This is a genomic window from Cochleicola gelatinilyticus, assembly GCF_001637325.1.
GTDB classification, from domain to species: domain Bacteria; phylum Bacteroidota; class Bacteroidia; order Flavobacteriales; family Flavobacteriaceae; genus Cochleicola; species Cochleicola gelatinilyticus.
On the sequence record NZ_LRXL01000026.1, the window covers coordinates 874,954 to 891,362 of the forward strand.

17 protein-coding genes are annotated in these 16,409 nt (G+C 38.1%); 5 read left to right on the forward strand and 12 right to left on the reverse strand.

The window, feature by feature from the left end; genetic code table 11:
- Position 1 precedes the first annotated feature (1 nt).
- The 7 genes from ULVI_RS06005 to ULVI_RS06035 form a co-directional block, all read right to left on the reverse strand.
- Positions 2 to 2,164: a prolyl oligopeptidase family serine peptidase gene (locus tag ULVI_RS06005; protein ID WP_068590712.1), complete on the reverse strand. Its 2,163-nt coding sequence runs from the start codon at positions 2,162 to 2,164 to the stop codon at positions 2 to 4.
- Positions 2,165 to 2,254: 90 nt separating this feature from the next.
- Positions 2,255 to 2,629 carry a DoxX family membrane protein gene (locus ULVI_RS06010; RefSeq protein ID WP_068590717.1) on the reverse strand — a complete coding sequence of 125 codons (375 nt, stop codon included), beginning with the start codon at positions 2,627 to 2,629 and terminating at the stop codon, positions 2,255 to 2,257.
- A gap of 103 nt (positions 2,630 to 2,732) precedes the next feature.
- Positions 2,733 to 3,131: a DoxX family membrane protein gene (locus ULVI_RS06015; RefSeq protein ID WP_068590719.1), complete on the reverse strand. Its 399-nt coding sequence runs from the start codon at positions 3,129 to 3,131 to the stop codon at positions 2,733 to 2,735.
- 70 nt (positions 3,132 to 3,201) lie between these two features.
- On the reverse strand, positions 3,202 to 4,194 hold the full coding sequence (locus ULVI_RS06020; RefSeq protein ID WP_068590724.1) for an aspartate-semialdehyde dehydrogenase: 993 nt from the start codon (positions 4,192 to 4,194) through the stop codon (positions 3,202 to 3,204).
- A gap of 156 nt (positions 4,195 to 4,350) precedes the next feature.
- Complete coding sequence (gene mscL, locus ULVI_RS06025) at positions 4,351 to 4,761, reverse strand: large conductance mechanosensitive channel protein MscL (protein WP_068590725.1); 411 nt, start codon at positions 4,759 to 4,761, stop codon at positions 4,351 to 4,353.
- Between the two features lie 80 nt (positions 4,762 to 4,841).
- The gene (gene alr, locus ULVI_RS06030) at positions 4,842 to 5,951 is read right to left on the reverse strand and encodes an alanine racemase (RefSeq protein WP_068590728.1); all 1,110 of its coding nucleotides are present in this window, start codon (positions 5,949 to 5,951) and stop codon (positions 4,842 to 4,844) included.
- Between the two features lies 1 nt (position 5,952).
- On the reverse strand, positions 5,953 to 6,591 hold the full coding sequence (locus ULVI_RS06035) for a thymidine kinase (protein WP_068590730.1): 639 nt from the start codon (positions 6,589 to 6,591) through the stop codon (positions 5,953 to 5,955).
- A gap of 100 nt (positions 6,592 to 6,691) precedes the next feature.
- On the opposite strand from ULVI_RS06035, the gene ULVI_RS06040 reads away from it, so the two are divergent.
- The 3 genes from ULVI_RS06040 (at position 6,692) to ULVI_RS06050 (ending at position 8,938) form a co-directional block, all read left to right on the forward strand.
- Positions 6,692 to 7,489, forward strand: coding sequence for a hypothetical protein (locus ULVI_RS06040; RefSeq protein ID WP_068590735.1), 798 nt, complete (start codon positions 6,692 to 6,694; stop codon positions 7,487 to 7,489).
- 92 nt (positions 7,490 to 7,581) lie between these two features.
- Entirely contained in the window at positions 7,582 to 8,268 is a 687-nt protein-coding gene (gene rsmI / locus ULVI_RS06045; RefSeq protein ID WP_068590737.1) for a 16S rRNA (cytidine(1402)-2'-O)-methyltransferase, read from the forward strand.
- A 103-nt stretch (positions 8,269 to 8,371) separates the two neighbouring features.
- Positions 8,372 to 8,938, forward strand: a complete 567-nt coding sequence (locus ULVI_RS06050) for a uracil-DNA glycosylase family protein (RefSeq protein ID WP_068590739.1) — start codon at positions 8,372 to 8,374, stop codon at positions 8,936 to 8,938.
- On the opposite strand, the gene ULVI_RS06055 is transcribed toward ULVI_RS06050, so the two are convergent.
- From ULVI_RS06055 to ULVI_RS06065, 3 genes are all read right to left on the reverse strand, one after another.
- On the reverse strand, positions 8,935 to 9,648 hold the full coding sequence (locus tag ULVI_RS06055) for a toxin-antitoxin system YwqK family antitoxin (RefSeq protein ID WP_068590741.1): 714 nt from the start codon (positions 9,646 to 9,648) through the stop codon (positions 8,935 to 8,937). The two genes, ULVI_RS06050 and ULVI_RS06055, sit on opposite strands and share 4 nt — an antisense overlap.
- 15 nt (positions 9,649 to 9,663) lie before the next feature.
- Positions 9,664 to 10,254 carry a carboxymuconolactone decarboxylase family protein gene (locus ULVI_RS06060; RefSeq protein ID WP_068590743.1) on the reverse strand — a complete coding sequence of 197 codons (591 nt, stop codon included), beginning with the start codon at positions 10,252 to 10,254 and terminating at the stop codon, positions 9,664 to 9,666.
- A gap of 113 nt (positions 10,255 to 10,367) precedes the next feature.
- Complete coding sequence (locus tag ULVI_RS06065) at positions 10,368 to 12,266, reverse strand: transthyretin-like family protein (protein WP_068590745.1); 1,899 nt, start codon at positions 12,264 to 12,266, stop codon at positions 10,368 to 10,370.
- Positions 12,267 to 12,534: 268 nt separating this feature from the next.
- On the opposite strand from ULVI_RS06065, the gene recJ reads away from it, so the two are divergent.
- The gene (gene recJ, locus ULVI_RS06070; RefSeq protein WP_068590747.1) at positions 12,535 to 14,226 is read left to right on the forward strand and encodes a single-stranded-DNA-specific exonuclease RecJ; all 1,692 of its coding nucleotides are present in this window, start codon (positions 12,535 to 12,537) and stop codon (positions 14,224 to 14,226) included.
- A 71-nt stretch (positions 14,227 to 14,297) separates the two neighbouring features.
- Positions 14,298 to 14,912, forward strand: a complete 615-nt coding sequence (locus ULVI_RS06075; RefSeq protein ID WP_068590749.1) for a peptidoglycan-binding domain-containing protein — start codon at positions 14,298 to 14,300, stop codon at positions 14,910 to 14,912.
- On the opposite strand, the gene ULVI_RS06080 is transcribed toward ULVI_RS06075, so the two are convergent.
- Complete coding sequence (locus ULVI_RS06080) at positions 14,893 to 15,666, reverse strand: UDP-2,3-diacylglucosamine diphosphatase (RefSeq protein ID WP_068590752.1); 774 nt, start codon at positions 15,664 to 15,666, stop codon at positions 14,893 to 14,895. The two genes, ULVI_RS06075 and ULVI_RS06080, sit on opposite strands and share 20 nt — an antisense overlap.
- Positions 15,667 to 15,755: 89 nt before the next feature.
- Complete coding sequence (locus ULVI_RS06085) at positions 15,756 to 16,208, reverse strand: 6-pyruvoyl trahydropterin synthase family protein (RefSeq protein WP_068590754.1); 453 nt, start codon at positions 16,206 to 16,208, stop codon at positions 15,756 to 15,758.
- Positions 16,209 to 16,409 lie beyond the last annotated feature (201 nt).

Below are 16,409 nucleotides of genomic sequence, written 5' to 3' on the forward strand. Positions count from 1 at the left end.
ATTATTGTTTCACTTTCTCATTCACCTTTTGCGGCAATACCTCGTAGCCCATGTTATAGAGCGTAAAGCCAAAAATATCTGCATATTGTTCGATCGTTTTGCTTACAGGAGTTCCGGCACCATGTCCGGCGTCGGTTTCAATACGAATAAGAACAGGATTATTCCCAGCTTGTTTTTCTTGTAACTCTGCTGCAAATTTAAAACTATGTGCAGGAACCACACGGTCGTCATGATCTCCAGTAGTAACTAATGTTGCTGGATATTCGGTTCCAGCTTTTACATTATGTACAGGAGAATAGGCCCTTAAATAATCGAACATTTCTTGGCTGTCTTCGGCGGTTCCATAATCGTACGCCCATCCAGCACCTGCAGTAAAAGTATGGTATCTTAGCATGTCGAGAACCCCAACAGCAGGTAAGGCAACTTTTATTAGATCGGGACGCTGTGTCATAGTTGCGCCCACTAATAGACCCCCATTAGAGCCACCTCGAATCGCTAAATAATCTTTCGAGGTATAGTTACTATCAATTAAATATTCGGCAGCAGCAATAAAATCATCGAACACATTTTGCTTCTGCATTTTGGTACCGGCATTATGCCACTTCTTTCCATATTCTCCACCACCGCGTAAATTTGGTACTGCATAGATACCACCTTGTTCCATCCAAACAGCATTCGTAATACTAAAACTTGGTGTTAAACTAATATTAAAACCTCCATAACCGTATAATATAGTTGGGTTTTTTCCGTCGAGTTTAAGGCCTTTTTTATGGGTGATAATCATAGGTACTTTTGTTCCATCTTTGGAAGTATAAAACACCTGCTTGCTTTCATAATTTTCGGGATTAAAATCAATCTCGGGCTTTCGATATAATTCGGAAGTACCTTCAGTTATATTAAATTTATAAATACTACTAGGAGTCACATAGTTAGTGAAGCTGTAGTACAACTCAGCATCTTCTTTTTTAGCTCCAAAACCTCCCGCAGATCCTACACCTGGAAGATTAATATCACGAATTAACTTTCCGTCGAAATCATATTGCATAATTTTAGAAACGGCATCGACCATGTAATTTGCAAACAGATATCCTCCACCAGTACTTGCATTTAAAACATTTTCAGTTTCAGGAAGTATTGTTTTCCAATTGCTTGGAATAGGATTATCAGCATCGACCGAAACCACTTTTTTGTTGGGAGCATCAAGATTGGTCACTAAGTATAACTTACTGTCTTGGTTGTACATTAAGTAGGTGTCGCTGTCGGTATGATCTACTACCGTAATAAAATCACTATTAGGCTTGGTTAAATCTTTAATAAATAGCTTATTTCCAGATGTTGAGGTACTGGCAGTTACTTGTAAATACCGGTTGTCTTCAGAAACGCGTCCACTCACATATCGATGTTTTTCAGCAGGAACGCCTCCAAATATTAATTGATCGTCTTTCTGAGGTGTACCTAATTTATGATAGAAAAGTTTGTGCTGATCGGTTTTTGCAGAAAGCTGACTTCCTTTTGGTTTGTCGTAGCTTGAGTAATAAAATCCGTCGTTTGCTTTCCAAGAAAGGCCACTAAATTTCACATCGATGATTGTGTCTTCTACAATTTCTTTGTTTTCAGTTTTCATGACCAGTACTTTACGCCAATCGCTACCTCCTTCAGAAATGCTATATGCTGCCATTTTTCCATCTTCAGAAAAACTTAATCCTCCCAATGAAATTGTGCCATCTTCTTTAAAAGTATTCGGATCTAAAAACACTTCAGCAGTATCTGGATCTTCTCCAGTTTTATAGCGATAAATAACATACTGGTTTTGTAAACCGTCATTTTTATAAAAATAGGTGTAATCTCCTTCTTTAAATGGTGAACCTACTTTTTCATAATTCCATAAATCGGAAAGGCGCTCTTTTAATTCAGCCCTAAAAGGAATGTTATCCAGATAATCGAAAGTAGTTTCGTTTTGAGCCTTTACCCAATTCCCTGTTTCTTCACTCATGTCATCTTCTAACCAACGATATGGATCTTTAACCTCGGTTCCGAAATAGGTATTTACAGTATCAACTTTTTTAGTTTTGTGGTAGCTCACAGTAATAGCTTCTTTTTTAGGTTCTTCTTTGCATCCCGTAATTAGAAGTGCAGAGACTGCAATTAGGAGTATATTTTTCATACGACTTGATGTTAATCTGGTCGTAAATGTACTAAAAAAAGAAGCATTTTAACAGTTTAAGAAATTTTGAAAAATCAGGTGAGTGACATGTTAAATGAACAAGGGGCGGTAAATTCTCCAGTGTTTATAAATTAGCACAACATTAATAATGGCTATTAATAACGCACCAGCAATATCTGAGAGGTCCAAAAACAAATGAAAAAGAAGAATGTTTATTGAAATTGGAACGAGCAAAAGCAAGGCAAATGGCACCCATTTATTAAAAATAAGTAAGAGACCGATAACTACCTCGAGAGCACCTACAATTGGAAGAATGTATCCCGTGGCAACTAATGATGACATAAATTGCGAAGCATCTGCAGGCAGCTCGGGCATTGGCATAAAGTGAATAAATTTGTTAAGACCAAAAACGAGCAGTCCTAATCCAAGAAGATAGCGAAGAATTTTAGTGAATGTTGAATTCATAAGGAAGGGTTGTTTAGTTATGCTATTAAAGATAGGTAAAAAAACAAAAACCCACCTGTATCTATTGAGCAGGTGGGTTTTACTAAATTTTTTTTTATACTTTTTACTGAAACATTGCACGATAAGCGTCCCAATTTTTATAGATAAGATATCCGTTTACAACAGCAACCAATAGGGCAGGGCCAATATTCGGAAGATTTACAAATAAGTGGAAAGCTACTAAATTTATTGAAATAGGTACAAGCATTATCAACGCAAACGGGATCCATTTTTTTAAGATCAATAACAATCCAACAATTGCTTCAGTGGCACCAACCAAATGAAGAATGTAACCCGGACCGCCTGGTTCGTGACTGGAATAGCGCAACGAATTAAAAAGGTGAGCAGCATCGGGATACTTAGAAAAATCGAAATCGGGCATAAACCACAAAAATTTATTTAGTCCGAATGCCAATAACATCAGTCCTAAACCGATGCGTAAAATGAGATGAAAAATTTTCATAAATCTGCTTTGTTGGTTACAACCATTTAGACGCAGACCTTTTAGAACACTTACAAAACAGCATAAAGCCCTACGAAACTAACTTGTTTGCAACTAGATATTCAGCAATTTGCACAGCATTTGTAGCGGCACCTTTACGAAGGTTATCACTCACGATCCAAAGCTGTAAAGTATTGGGTTGTGTTTCGTCTCTTCTAATTCTTCCTACAAAAACAGCATCTTTATCATGCGCATATATTGGCATCGGGTACGTGTTGGTGTCTGGATTGTCTTGCACCACAATTCCTGGTGTATTGTGTAAAATCGAACGAATTTCACTAAGGTCAAAATCGTTTAAAAACTCAACATTTACCGATTCACTATGGCCCCCAGAGGTTGGTATTCTAACTGCCGTAGCTGTAATTGAAAAGGTGCGATCGTCTAATATTTTTTGAGGTTCTCGAGCTAGTTTCATTTCTTCTTTCGTATACCCATTATCTTCAAACACATCGCAATGTGGTAATGCATTTCTATGAATAGGGTAGGGGTATGCCATTTCCCCTTTTATACCAGCCATTTCGTTTTCCATTTGCTGTACCGCCTTAACGCCAGTACCAGAAACCGATTGATAGGTAGAAACAACAACGCGTTTCATGGTATATTTTTTATGAAGTGGCGCCAATGCCATTACTAATTGAATCGTAGAGCAATTTGGATTTGCAATAATCTTATCCTGTTTTGTTAAAACTTGAGCATTAATCTCTGGTACAATTAATTTTTTATCTGCATCCATTCGCCATGCAGATGAATTATCGATTACTGTTGTGCCTGCGGCTGCAAATTTGGGAGCCCATTCTAGTGAGGTATTTCCTCCTGCAGAAAAAATTGCAATATCGGGTTTTGCATCTATAGCGGTTTGCATGCCTACAATCGAATATAGTTTGTCTTTATAGACCAACTGTTTCCCAACCGATCGTTGAGAGGCTACGGGAAGTAATTCGGAGATTGGAAAATTTCGTTCTTCTAATACTTTTAATAAAACGGTACCTACCATCCCGGTAGCACCAACAATTGCGACTTTCATTTTCAATTGTGATTTAAAGGTTTTTAATCGATGCTCAAAAATACGCCATTACCAATAAACTTTTAGAAATTAAACAAAAAAAGAACCCTCCGTAGCACAAAGCCTTGGAGGGTTTAAAGATTAAAAAATAAATAGTGTAGCGGCTGCTACGTATTGTTATTTTCTTTTAAGCTCGTCACGAATCTCTTTTAAAAGATCTATTTCTGACGGTCCTGGAGGTGGTGCAGGTGCTTCTTCTTTCTTAGCACGCACTTTTGCATAAGATTTTACGATCATGAATAATACAAATCCAACAATGATTAAGTTGATGATTGCATTTACCCATTTACCATACATAATTGCATTTTCTGGCTCTACTACAACACCTTCTGGTCCTATAACAGCTTCGTCAAGTACTACTTTCATGTCGGCAAAATCAACGCCTCCGGCGAAATGACCAATAATAGGCATCATAATATCGGATACAAATCCGCTCACAACTAAACCAACAGCACCTGCTAGTATAACGGCGACCGCTAAGTCAATAACGTTGCCAGTCATGATGAAATCTTTAAATTCTTTTAACATTTTTTGATGGGTTTTAAGTTAATAGAGCACTAATGTAGCTAAATTCTGTTTTTTAACAAAGAGTTTAGAATTCTCCAAACTTATTTTCGACAAATCACTCTTTTCACACGTTGAGATACAGCGGTGAGTAATTCATACGATATTGAATTGATGGCACTAGATAACGCTTCTGCAGATGGATTTTTTCCAAAAACTATCACTTCGTCTCCTTCTTCACAATCAATATGGGTAACATCGACCATGATCATATCCATACATACATTTCCAACGATAGGTGCTTTTTGTCCGTGAATAGTAACCCATCCTTTTCCTTTGCCATACGCTCTTGTAATTCCATCGGCATGACCAATGGGAAGGGTTGCTGTTTTCATAGAACCTTCGGCAATAAATCCCATATTGTACCCAACGCTTTCTCCTTCAGAAATGGAATGGATTTGTGAAATTACAGTTTTAAGGGTAGCAACAGGATGTAAGTTTTTATTTTCTTCAGAATCGTTTCCGAAGCCATACAACCCAATTCCGCTTCTAACCATGTCGTAATGCGCTTCTGGATAATTAATAATTCCAGAGGTATTAGTCGTATGAAGTAGTGGTTTGTAATTTAAAGCAGCACTAATTTTTTCTGAAATAACATCGAACCTTTTAAGTTGCTTTTTTGTAAAATCTTTTTTTGAAGCATCCTCACTTGCAGCAAGATGAGAAAGTATAGATCGTACTTTTACACTAGTTGTTGCAGCAAGTGTTGTAGCGATAAATTCGAGATCATTTTCTGTAAAACCCAATCGGTTTAATCCCGTATTAAACTTTAAATGAATTGGGTAAGAGTTTTGATTTTTCTTTTTTGTATAATCGATAAATTCGGTTAACATTTTTCGTGAATAAATACTTGGCTCCAAACAACGTTCTACAATAACATCGAAATTTACGGGGAGGGGATGCAGTACCAGAATCGGCGTTTCAATGCCAGAATTACGAAGTGTTTCCCCTTCTCCAGCGTAGGCAACAGCAAAATAATCAACTCCAAGCGTTGCTAATTCTGTGGCTATTTCTGAAGCTTCACTACCATAACCGAAGGCTTTTACTACCGCTAAAAATTTAGTGTTTTTCTGAAGCTTCGCACGGAGATACTTATAATTATGCGCCAAGGCATTTAAGTCGATTTCAAGAATAGTTTCGGTGGCTTGAGGCATGCTAGGCTTGCTTTTTAGGAGGAACCTCTTGTGGCTCTTTAACATCCATTTTACGAACCTTTTCACGCAGCATTGCTTTGTAATAAGCCGCTCTGCTTAATGGCTCATATTCTTCGGTTTCTCCTAACAATACCAGATCGGTACTATTGGCTTTACGGTAACTGTAATTGGCTAAGTTTCCTGTACGGGTGCACACTGCGTGTACTTTGGTTACATATTCGGCTGTTGCCATTAAAGCCGGCATAGGGCCAAACGGATTCCCTTTATAATCCATATCCAGTCCCGCAACAATTACACGAATTCCACTATTGGCAAGATCATTACAAACTTTTACAATAGCATCATCAAAAAATTGTGCCTCATCGATCCCTACCACATCACAATTATCAGCAAGCATAGGGATGTTAGCTGCAGCAGGTACTGGAGTAGAACGAATTTCATTGCTATCGTGCGAAACCACCATATCTTCATCGTACCTAATATCTACAGCAGGTTTAAAAATTTCTACTTTTTGACGTGCAAATTGAGCACGTTTTAGGCGGCGAATTAGTTCTTCTGTTTTACCCGAAAACATAGAGCCCGAGATTACTTCTATCCAGCCAAATTGTTCTTTTTGATTTACGGTATTTTCGAGAAACATGATATTGAATTAGACGAAAACAGAAAGATTTTCCGTTTACATAAAGGTTGCGTAAATTTATAAAAACAAAATTGAGAAAAAGAGAATAATTTTAAAAGTTATGAAGAAGAAACTTAGGGCAGATATCCAAATGTTGGCACAACAAATTCTTTCTGAAGAAAAGCAATTCGACACTGCTAGTCTCAAAAAAGTAACAGCGAATATATACGAGCGGTTAAGTATTTTAGATTTTTTGGAAACCCAAATTGAAGGAGCTGAAAATACCCAAAAAGTTGATAAAAATGAAGCCTCATTAGACTCTAAAAGTTTTCGTGAGGAGAATTGGTTTACCGAACCCGAACCAGTACCTCAACCACAACATCAAGATGACCTTATCGAACCTTTAATGGAGAAGATTAAAGATATTGTGGCACAAATGCCCGAACAATCTCAACGTGTCGATGAATTACTTGCAGAAGTGCTCCCAAAACCAAAATATATAAAGAATGATCTAGAAGAGTTTGCTTCTAATTATCAAGAAACCCCTACGTTCGAGCGCAAGCAACCAACAAAGGGAGGAGATGTTGAAAATACGACCAAAGAAAAAACTTTTCCAACAAGCAGTTCTATTAAAACAAAAGCGATAGAAAGCGATGATGATAAGCCAAAATCTCTTAACGATAGCATTAATAAAGGACTTAATATTGGTTTAAACGATCGTTTGGCTTTTATAAAACATTTGTTCGACGATAGTACAGAAGACTACACACGGGTGCTATCACAAATTAATACAATGAACACCTTCGAAGAAGCACAAGCATTTATTAAGGGGAAAGTAAAACCAGATTATAATTATTGGTTAAAAAAACCCATGTATGAGGAACGTTTTATGGCAGTAGTAGAAAAGCGATTTATATAAGAATTGCTTTTTTTATTGCTTCGGAAACTACCCGGTCCTAGTAAATAATTATTTTAAATTTTATTAAAAACTGCCTTTATACTCGCTATCCTATGGCAAAATTATACCTCGTTCCCACACCAATTGGAAACTTAAAAGATATGACCTTTCGTGCCGTTGAAGTATTACAAGAGGCGGATCTCATTTTAGCTGAAGACACTCGTACTAGTGGTAAATTGCTAAAACATTTCGAAATTACTACACAGATGCATTCGCACCATATGCATAACGAACATAAAACAACCCAAGCGATTGTACAACGAATTTTGTCGGGAACCACAGTCGCACTTATTAGCGATGCAGGAACCCCCGCCATTAGCGATCCGGGATTTTTATTAACCCGTGCCTGTGTAGAAGCAGGAATAGAAGTAGATTGTTTGCCTGGGGCAACAGCTTTTGTACCAGCTTTAGTAAATAGCGGATTGCCAAACGATAAATTTGTTTTTGAAGGATTTCTACCCGTAAAAAAGGGAAGGCAAACAAGATTAAAAATTCTTTCTGAAGAGTCCCGCACCATTATTTTTTATGAATCCCCCCACAAACTCATTAAAACCTTGGGGCAATTCGTGGAGTATTTTGGGAGCGATCGCCCAATCTCTGTGTCGAGAGAAATTTCAAAACTTCATGAAGAAACGGTGCGTGGAACAGCTATCGAGGTATTGGAACATTTTGAAGCAAAACCTCCAAAAGGGGAGTTGGTAATAGTTGTTGGCGGGAAAACATTGGCGTCTAAAAAATAGAGGGTATCTACAAAAACTAATTACGTATGGATAGCATTGTTTTCCTCAAGTAGCTTTTTTTTTGAATTCGATTAACTGAAACGTAACCCTTTTAAAAAAAATCTTGAAGCACCTTTTAAAAACCATTCGAAATTGCGAAGTCTGCAGCAAACGACTACCATTGGGGCCTAGACCGATTATCGAAGCATCTGAAGCCTCACAGATCGTTATAATAAGTCAAGCACCAGGTCGTATTGTCCACGAGAGCGGTGTCGCTTGGAAAGACCAAAGCGGAAAGCGATTAAGAGAGTGGCTTGGGGTAGATGATAAAACCTTTTACAATACAACTAATTTTGCAATTTTACCAATGGGATTTTGTTATCCAGGAAAAGGGAAAACGGGTGATCTTCCTCCACAAAAGGAATGCGCTCCATTATGGCACGATGCGGTGCTTTCAGAATTAAATAATGTAAGGCTTACTCTTCTTATTGGGAGTTATGCCACAAATTATTATTTACCAAAAGACGGTAGCAACCTTACCAATCGGGTGAGCAATTTTAAAGAATATCTTCCTAAGTACTGGCCGCTGCCACATCCATCTCCAGTTAATCGTTTCTGGAGAAGCAAGAATCCATGGTTTGAAGAATCGGTGGTGCCCCAGCTTCAAAAGAAAATTAAAGAACTTCTTTAAAAATCCTGTAGCATGCTAAAATAGTACTGTGCTGTTTCGGGATCAAGGTTCGGATTTACCACTTCAATCACATCAAAATTAGGAGCGAACACATAAAATTCAGAAGAGTTAACAGGTTCTTGCTTTCCGAGGATTAGTTTTATGTTTCCTAAATTATCGTATTTCAGAAATATTAAAAATGACTCACCTTGAATAGTTTTTAGATATTCAGTTCCCGTGTGCTTTCCTTGGTAGTATTGATGCTTATAGGTAATACCATCTTCAACTATTTCTTTCTGAACTAAAGTTCCAGTCTCATCGTAGCGGTATTCGGTACCCGTTGGTTTTCCTCTTTTAAACTCTTTTTCAGATCGTATCGTGCCGTTTTTATAATATATTTTTTCAAATCCATCTCGATAGCTATGATAATAAGTAGCTTCTAGTGTAATGTTACCTTCAGAATTAAAATAATAATAGGGGCCATGCAAAAATCCATCCTTAATGTGAAGTTCTTCATAAAGTACACTGTCTTGAAGTACTATATAAATACCGTCCATGATTTTGTTATCGATGGTAACATAACCGCGACGGTTCTTTTTGTCGATTACATATTTATAATCATTCTTATCGATAGTTTGTTTCTGAAACCCCTTCATTTCATCCGCCAAGTCTTCAAGATAATTGCATGACGCTAAGGAGACTAAAATTAGGATGAGCACTGTCTTTTTCATTAGACTGAAACTTTTTTATAGATGTTTCCCTTTATTCCACCCATGTTTACCAAGGTATTGGTCTCCACTTTCAACCGCACCTTCTTCAATTGAAGTTCCCATCGAATCATTCCATCTGTTGAGGTAGCCAAATAAAGAAATAACTCCAAGCATTTCCACGATTTCTCCTTCATTCCAATGTTCGTATAAGCGTTCTTTTATAGTTCCATCGACAGCATTGGGTACTTGAGAAGCAGCGAGTGAAAAATCTAATGCAACACGTTCAGCTTCAGAAAAGGCAGGGTGTGTTCTATATTCCCAAATATTGTCGAGTTGTTCCTGTTCTGCTCCGTAGCGTTCAGCGGCACGAATAGCGTGGGCTTGGCAGTACCGACATCCAGTGGCATTGCTACTCACCCAAGCGATCATTCGTTTAAGAGCGGATGTAACCCGACCTTCGTTCGCCATAACAGCTTTATTAAGGTTTATAAAAGCTTTGCTAATTGCGGGTCGTCGTTGCATGGTGAGTACACTGTTGGGGCAAAACCCTAGTGTTTCATTGAAAAACTCGGCTAATTGTTGGGTTTCTTTATCGTGATCGGAAGAAAGAGGCGTTACTAAAGGCATGTATTATATGTTTGATTGAAGGACAAAATACGAAAAAAGAAAAAAGCGTTCACAAAAAATCCGAAGGAAACAGTATGTCGTTTTCTCCGGACTTTCCTCCCCTAAAATTAAATTTATTCTTGATGTAGCTTACAATACAGTACACGGTCTTGAATGGTGTGGTGCTGCTGCTCTCCGTTAGTAAGGTTTAATTCGGCAAAAAGTTTTATTTCAAAAGCACAATTGGGTAGCTCCTCTACATTTCCTGTATATTGTGAACTTCCGTGGGCCTCTTGTCCCGGGGTTGTGTAGGTGATCGGATCAAAGCTATGAGGTCCGCCGGGTCCATACATTACTAGCGATACTGCACCTAAATTTGGGTTTGCAGCCGTATAATTTACCTGTAGTGTTGTTTCGATTTTCGCACAACTACCGCCATCGACCAATTCCTGTAAATCCAGAGTCGCAATTCCCAACTCAGTATCTTTTCCAGCCGGGTCCCAAGTTCCGCCTTGAGGCACATCTTTGTACTGGGTATTAAACAGTGCCAAAGGCCTTGAAAACCCGCACATGGTTTCCGAAGCCATATTTCCAGCTTCCCGTTTAAACATTCGCAATGCTATATAAGTGTTCGATTCTAATGGGCCTGAAGATGCTCCTGGCACTAACCCCCCTTTATCTACTTCGCCTCCAGTTAAGTCGGCGGTTTTTAGTCGGATGAGTGAGCCATCAAAATTAATTCCTGGAGTTTGTGGTACTTCGATCCAGTTTCCATTAAAAGAAACTTTGTAGTCGGTCCCCCCCGAGCTATTTGCGGCATTCGACCCTTGTATCACATAATTATGATTGCCTAACGACGGATCGGTATTGTTTACCAGTTGATCTCCAATAATGGTTTTAGCAATAAGACTTTCGGTTACATCGTTCCAACTTGCATCGGGAATACTTCCTGTAGGCGTAGAAGGATCTGCAACTGTGGCGTATTGAAATTTGTATTCAGTAGGCTGTCCGTTAAATTTGGCTGTGAGCGACCCCAACAGTAAAATAGTGCTATAAAAAGCTTGCTCATTCCAAGCGGCTTCTAATTTTCCAGTAGTTCTTCCCGTCACTGGATCGATATTTAATACGGGATGGTAACGTCTTGTGTGCCCGATATTATAAAAAGCTGAAACAAATTCTCCATCATTAGGAATCGTAGGGGCATCCTCAAGGCAAAGGTGTACACAGACACAATTCCCAACATTTCGGCGACTAGCTTTATGAGCTTCTGTGTGTGACTCGGCTGCAAATTCATCTCCCCCAAGTGCATATTTAAAATAAATGTCGGGACCGTATCCTGGACTTAGAAAAGGAGTTGTTTCTATATTTATAAAAGGTGAAAGGAATGTTTTTTTGAAATCGGCAGAACGATAATAAATGCAGAACCTCCCGTTTGCGTCGGTAGTAGCCATTCCTAGACGATCGTCTGTTATGATATCATCGTCCATTGCAATTACATCAATACCTTGTATGGGTTCCTGCGATTTGCAGTTACGAAGTGTTCCGCAGATTACCCAGATATCTAACCTTTTTAAAATATAACACCAGATACGGTGGAGTATTTGATAGTTCCAACCGGCAATTAGCCCATTTTCGGTTTGTTCCCAGCGTGGTTGAATGACGTTAAGAAGCACTTCAAATGTGGTAAATCCCTTTGGACGGTCTGTATTTTCTTGCCCGTAATTTGGAATGTCTTTATAGTACACCGAAACAGCCATTGCACCCCCAGAATATTCCTGTTGCTGGTCATCAATTTCAAACTCGTAATTCCCTTCTGCATCGGTAGTAGTTTCTACTAACAGTTTTCCAGAACGGTCTTTAATTTCTTTTTCTTCGAAAACCTGTGCAACTTCTTTGCTTTGGGCAGCAGTATATGCGGTGGCTTCATTAATGTTTTGAGCGATATTATAGATACGCAGGGTCGTATTGGCAACAACCATGGTGTTTTCATCGCATACAGCGGCTTGTAATCTACCTTTTACTTTAAATTTCATGATGTAGAGTTTATGGATTATTATACTTATTTTCAGTGTGCTAAAGTAGTTTCATTGTAGTGTTTTAAACGACGTTAAAAGACTGATTATAAGCAGGTAAACACTCCTTTTTAATTCAGTTGTTTAGTTGCGACTGTAAGAAAAACCCTTTTTCAATAATGAAACCAAATTTAAAAACACCTCTTTAAATAGTTCTAAAATACTTAGAAATCCATACAGTATTTAGTACTTTTATCACATCACTTCCCTATAAAATTTCACTATCAATATGCGTTGGACCTTACAGCCCAAACCTGATTTTCAAAAAATTGCAGTGCTCACTAAATCCTTAGGTGTTGATGAGGTAATTGCAAGTCTGTTGTTACAACGTGGCATTGAAACTTTCGAAGAAGCCAAACGGTTTTTTCGTCCAGATCTTAGTGGCCTCCACGATCCGTTTTTAATGAAGGATATGGATAAGGCAGTAGCAAGAATTCAAAAAGCCATTGCTGCCAAAGAATCTATTTTAGTATATGGCGATTATGACGTGGATGGAACTACCAGTGTAGCTTTAGTTTCTTCTTACCTAAAGACATATTATCCAAATGTCGCAACATATATTCCCGATCGTTATGCAGAGGGGTACGGAGTGTCGTATCAAGGAATCGATTTTGCGCAGGATAATGATGTTACTTTAATTATAGCACTCGATTGCGGTATTAAGGCAATAGATAAAGTGAAATATGCTTCAGAAAAAGGTATTGATTTTATTATTTGTGACCACCATAGGCCAGGACCCGAAATTCCAGAAGCCGTTGCAGTACTAGACCCCAAACGAGACGACTGCAATTATCCTTATAAAGAATTGTGTGGGTGTGGGGTAGGCTTTAAATTAATTCAAGCATTATCGGTAGATCGTGGTTTGAAAATTAATGATTTATTATTGTATTTAGATCTTGTTGCTACGGCTATTGGTGCCGATATTGTTCCTATTACTGGAGAGAATCGGATTTTGGCGCATTTTGGTTTAAAGGTAATTAATTCGAATCCGCGAACTGGATTTAAAGCGATATTAAAACAAGTTAAAAAAGAAGTTCTCACCATTACCGATGTAGTATTTATTATCGCACCTCGAATCAATGCTGCTGGAAGAATGAAACATGGAAATCATGCTGTGTCGCTTCTTACAGAAACCGACCAGCACCATGCTGCCGTGTGGGCTTCAGAAATAGAACAATTTAATCTCGATCGAAGGGAAGCCGATAAACAAATTACCGAAGAAGCACTTCAGCAAATTTTAGAAAGGAAAGAAGAAGACCGTTCAACAACAGTAGTCTATCAAGAAGATTGGCATAAAGGAGTAATTGGTATCGTTGCCTCCCGCCTTACCGAAACATACTACCGTCCGACATTAGTTTTTACTAAAAGCGGAGAAAAGTTAGCAGCTTCTGCACGTTCTGTAAAAGGATTCGATGTCTACAATGCTTTAGAAGGATGTGCCGCTCATATCGAACAATTTGGAGGACATAAATATGCGGCTGGACTAACTTTGTTAGAAAAAGATTACGAAGCGTTTAAAACAACGTTTGAAAAGGTTGTTTCTGAAACTATCGATAAAAAACTACTTTCTCCCCAACTTCGTATCGACGCCGAGATCAACCTGAAAGCGATTACTCCAAAATTTTATAGAATTCTGAAGCAATTTGCCCCTTTCGGACCTGGAAATATGACCCCTGTTTTTATGACCCAACATTTAAAAGATACTGGGTATGGAAAATGTGTGGGCGCCGATAAAACTCACCTTAGAATTACCGTGCAACAAAGTAACTCGCCGACGTTTGTTGGGATTGGTTTTGGGATGGCTTCGGAAGCGGACATCGCTTGCAGTGGGAAACCATTTAAAGCTGCCTATGTAATCGATGAAAACGAATGGCAAGGCAATGTAAACCTTCAGTTACGACTTAAGGATATAAAGGCATAAATCGTATTTTTCTTTCATAAATAGAATTCAACTGTTTTTCCTACATTTACAGGAAGCCAACCAAACCCGTTATGAAACAAATCATTATTTTTCTATTAGTAGTTATTTTAGGCATTCTAGGGTATAACATGTATTCAAAATACCATCGTTTTCATCCTCCAAATTACGAATATGAAATTCCCGAAGCTATCACTATGGGTGAAGAAATGAGCCCACAAGTATTAAATTATTACGAGGCAGTTGAAGCTTTAAATGGATATGTGATCACACAATGGGGCGCAGAACGTATTGATGTACGAAACCCTAGCGATGATGATGCACAGACGGTCGCTGCAGTTTCAGAATACCGAAAAAAGTTAGCGGCTGTTAAAATGTACGAGGCGCAGTTGCTTCAACCAAAAAAAGAAATTGTACAAGAGAAGGTCCTTTCAGAAGCAGAACAAAAGAAAATTTTACTGCGAAATATGTTTTCTGAAAACCCAACTTCCTATTCGCTTCGATTAGGGGAACGAGGTGCTTTTGTATATGAGATTCAGAAACTATTAATAGAAAAGGGATATGAAATTCCTTTAGATGGTTTATTTAGAAATGTAACGTTCGAGTCTTTAAAGAACTTCGAAGAGAAACAAGGCTTGTTTCCCGATGGTCGTCTCGATGCAATTACTTTTAATCGTTTGCTTGAGTAGTTGGAAAAGTTTCTAATTTAAAAGAGCTGCCATCAAAAACTCCATACGTGTAGTGTATAATCCAATCACCCAGATTATAATAGGTACTATTTTCTGCTACAGGAATAGTCATGGGTAGATGTCTGTGACCAAAAACAAAGTAATCGTAATGTTCGGTTTCTAACTTTCGTTTTGCATACTGCGCTAGCCACTCATTCTCCTCTCCTAAAAAATGCTTGTCTTCATCGCCAGAGATTAGTTTATTCTTTACAGAAAGATGTTGTGCTACACGCATGCCAATATCGGGATGCATCCATCTAAAAAGAAATTTAAAAAAGGGATTTTTAAATACCTTCTTCATGCGCTTATAGCCTTTATCCCCTGGGCCTTTACCATCTCCGTGACCAATAAAGAACTTTTTATTGTTGAATGTAAATGCTTTAGGTTCGTGATAGATAGGTATGTTAAGTTCGGTTTCGAAGTAATCGTGCATCCAAAGATCATGATTTCCAACAAAGAAATAAATTGGAATTCCACTATCGCTAATTTCAGCTAATTTTCCAAGGACACGAACAAAACCTTTTGGGACTACAGTTTTATATTCGAACCAAAAATCGAACAGGTCTCCCAACAAAAAGACAGCTGCGGCATCTTCTTTAACATGATCTAGCCACGCTACAAAATGTTCTTCTCTGGGTTTACTTTCAGCTGGTGTAGGAGCCCCCAAATGATTGTCGCTTGAGAAGTATATTTTTTTTCCTGGAGGAATTTGCATGGTGTAAAGATAGTAAAAGAGTAGGCAGTTTACTGAGGTAGTTTAAGTGCTAAAAATATATTTCTGCAATTAAAGAATCTTTTTCGAGGTTACTTATTTTCGGAAGCGAACCATTCTGCATAACTGGTGGCGGTTTCTTGAAGCTTTAAGGCGTGCAATTGAATGCCTTCTGGAAGACGGGCTTTTATTTTTTCGGCAAAGTCGATCACCATCATTTCACTTGTAGGCTGATAGGCAACTAAAAGTACATTGTGCCCTCGATCTGCTAATTCTTTAGCTAACTCTACGTGCGGAGTATTTTTATTAAAGACGGTTGCATGATCGAACACATCAACAATTTCTTCTTTTACGATTTTCTTAAGATCACTAAAATCGATCACCATTCCGAATTTTACATGATTCGAATCTGAATTTGGAGTTCCTATTACCGTTACCGACAGTTTATAACTATGTCCGTGTACGTTTCGACATTTACCATCGTACCCGTACAAAGCATGTCCGGTTTCGAAAGAAAATTGTTTGGTGATGCGGATGTTGCTCATGTAAATAATGTCTAATCTAACCTATTAAAACTATTTTCTCAGATTTCTAAAAAGCAAAGGTACGATATTAGGGAAGAAAGCATCTATTTTTTCTTTTTGCGAGTGGGTTTAGTGTAGCGCCAATTTTGATATTTATTGTACAAAACCAGAATTACAACAATAAGAGCCAGTATTAAAAATCCACCCTTTCCAGTAAGATAT

Excerpts from the sequence above, each read along its gene's own strand:
- ULVI_RS06005 (WP_068590712.1), bottom strand. The coding sequence starts at position 2,164 with ATGAAAAATATACTCCTAATTGCAGTCTCTGCACTTCTAATTACGGGA.
- ULVI_RS06010 (WP_068590717.1), bottom strand. The coding sequence starts at position 2,629 with ATGAATTCAACATTCACTAAAATTCTTCGCTATCTTCTTGGATTAGGA.
- ULVI_RS06015 (WP_068590719.1), bottom strand. The coding sequence starts at position 3,131 with ATGAAAATTTTTCATCTCATTTTACGCATCGGTTTAGGACTGATGTTA.
- ULVI_RS06020 (WP_068590724.1), bottom strand. The coding sequence starts at position 4,194 with ATGAAAGTCGCAATTGTTGGTGCTACCGGGATGGTAGGTACCGTTTTA.
- mscL (WP_068590725.1), bottom strand. The coding sequence starts at position 4,761 with ATGTTAAAAGAATTTAAAGATTTCATCATGACTGGCAACGTTATTGAC.
- alr (WP_068590728.1), bottom strand. The coding sequence starts at position 5,951 with ATGCCTCAAGCCACCGAAACTATTCTTGAAATCGACTTAAATGCCTTG.
- ULVI_RS06035 (WP_068590730.1), bottom strand. The coding sequence starts at position 6,591 with ATGTTTCTCGAAAATACCGTAAATCAAAAAGAACAATTTGGCTGGATA.
- ULVI_RS06040 (WP_068590735.1), top strand. The coding sequence starts at position 6,692 with ATGAAGAAGAAACTTAGGGCAGATATCCAAATGTTGGCACAACAAATT.
- rsmI (WP_068590737.1), top strand. The coding sequence starts at position 7,582 with ATGGCAAAATTATACCTCGTTCCCACACCAATTGGAAACTTAAAAGAT.
- ULVI_RS06055 (WP_068590741.1), bottom strand. The coding sequence starts at position 9,648 with ATGAAAAAGACAGTGCTCATCCTAATTTTAGTCTCCTTAGCGTCATGC.
- ULVI_RS06060 (WP_068590743.1), bottom strand. The coding sequence starts at position 10,254 with ATGCCTTTAGTAACGCCTCTTTCTTCCGATCACGATAAAGAAACCCAA.
- ULVI_RS06065 (WP_068590745.1), bottom strand. The coding sequence starts at position 12,266 with ATGAAATTTAAAGTAAAAGGTAGATTACAAGCCGCTGTATGCGATGAA.
- recJ (WP_068590747.1), top strand. The coding sequence starts at position 12,535 with ATGCGTTGGACCTTACAGCCCAAACCTGATTTTCAAAAAATTGCAGTG.
- ULVI_RS06075 (WP_068590749.1), top strand. The coding sequence starts at position 14,298 with ATGAAACAAATCATTATTTTTCTATTAGTAGTTATTTTAGGCATTCTA.
- ULVI_RS06080 (WP_068590752.1), bottom strand. The coding sequence starts at position 15,666 with ATGCAAATTCCTCCAGGAAAAAAAATATACTTCTCAAGCGACAATCAT.
- ULVI_RS06085 (WP_068590754.1), bottom strand. The coding sequence starts at position 16,208 with ATGAGCAACATCCGCATCACCAAACAATTTTCTTTCGAAACCGGACAT.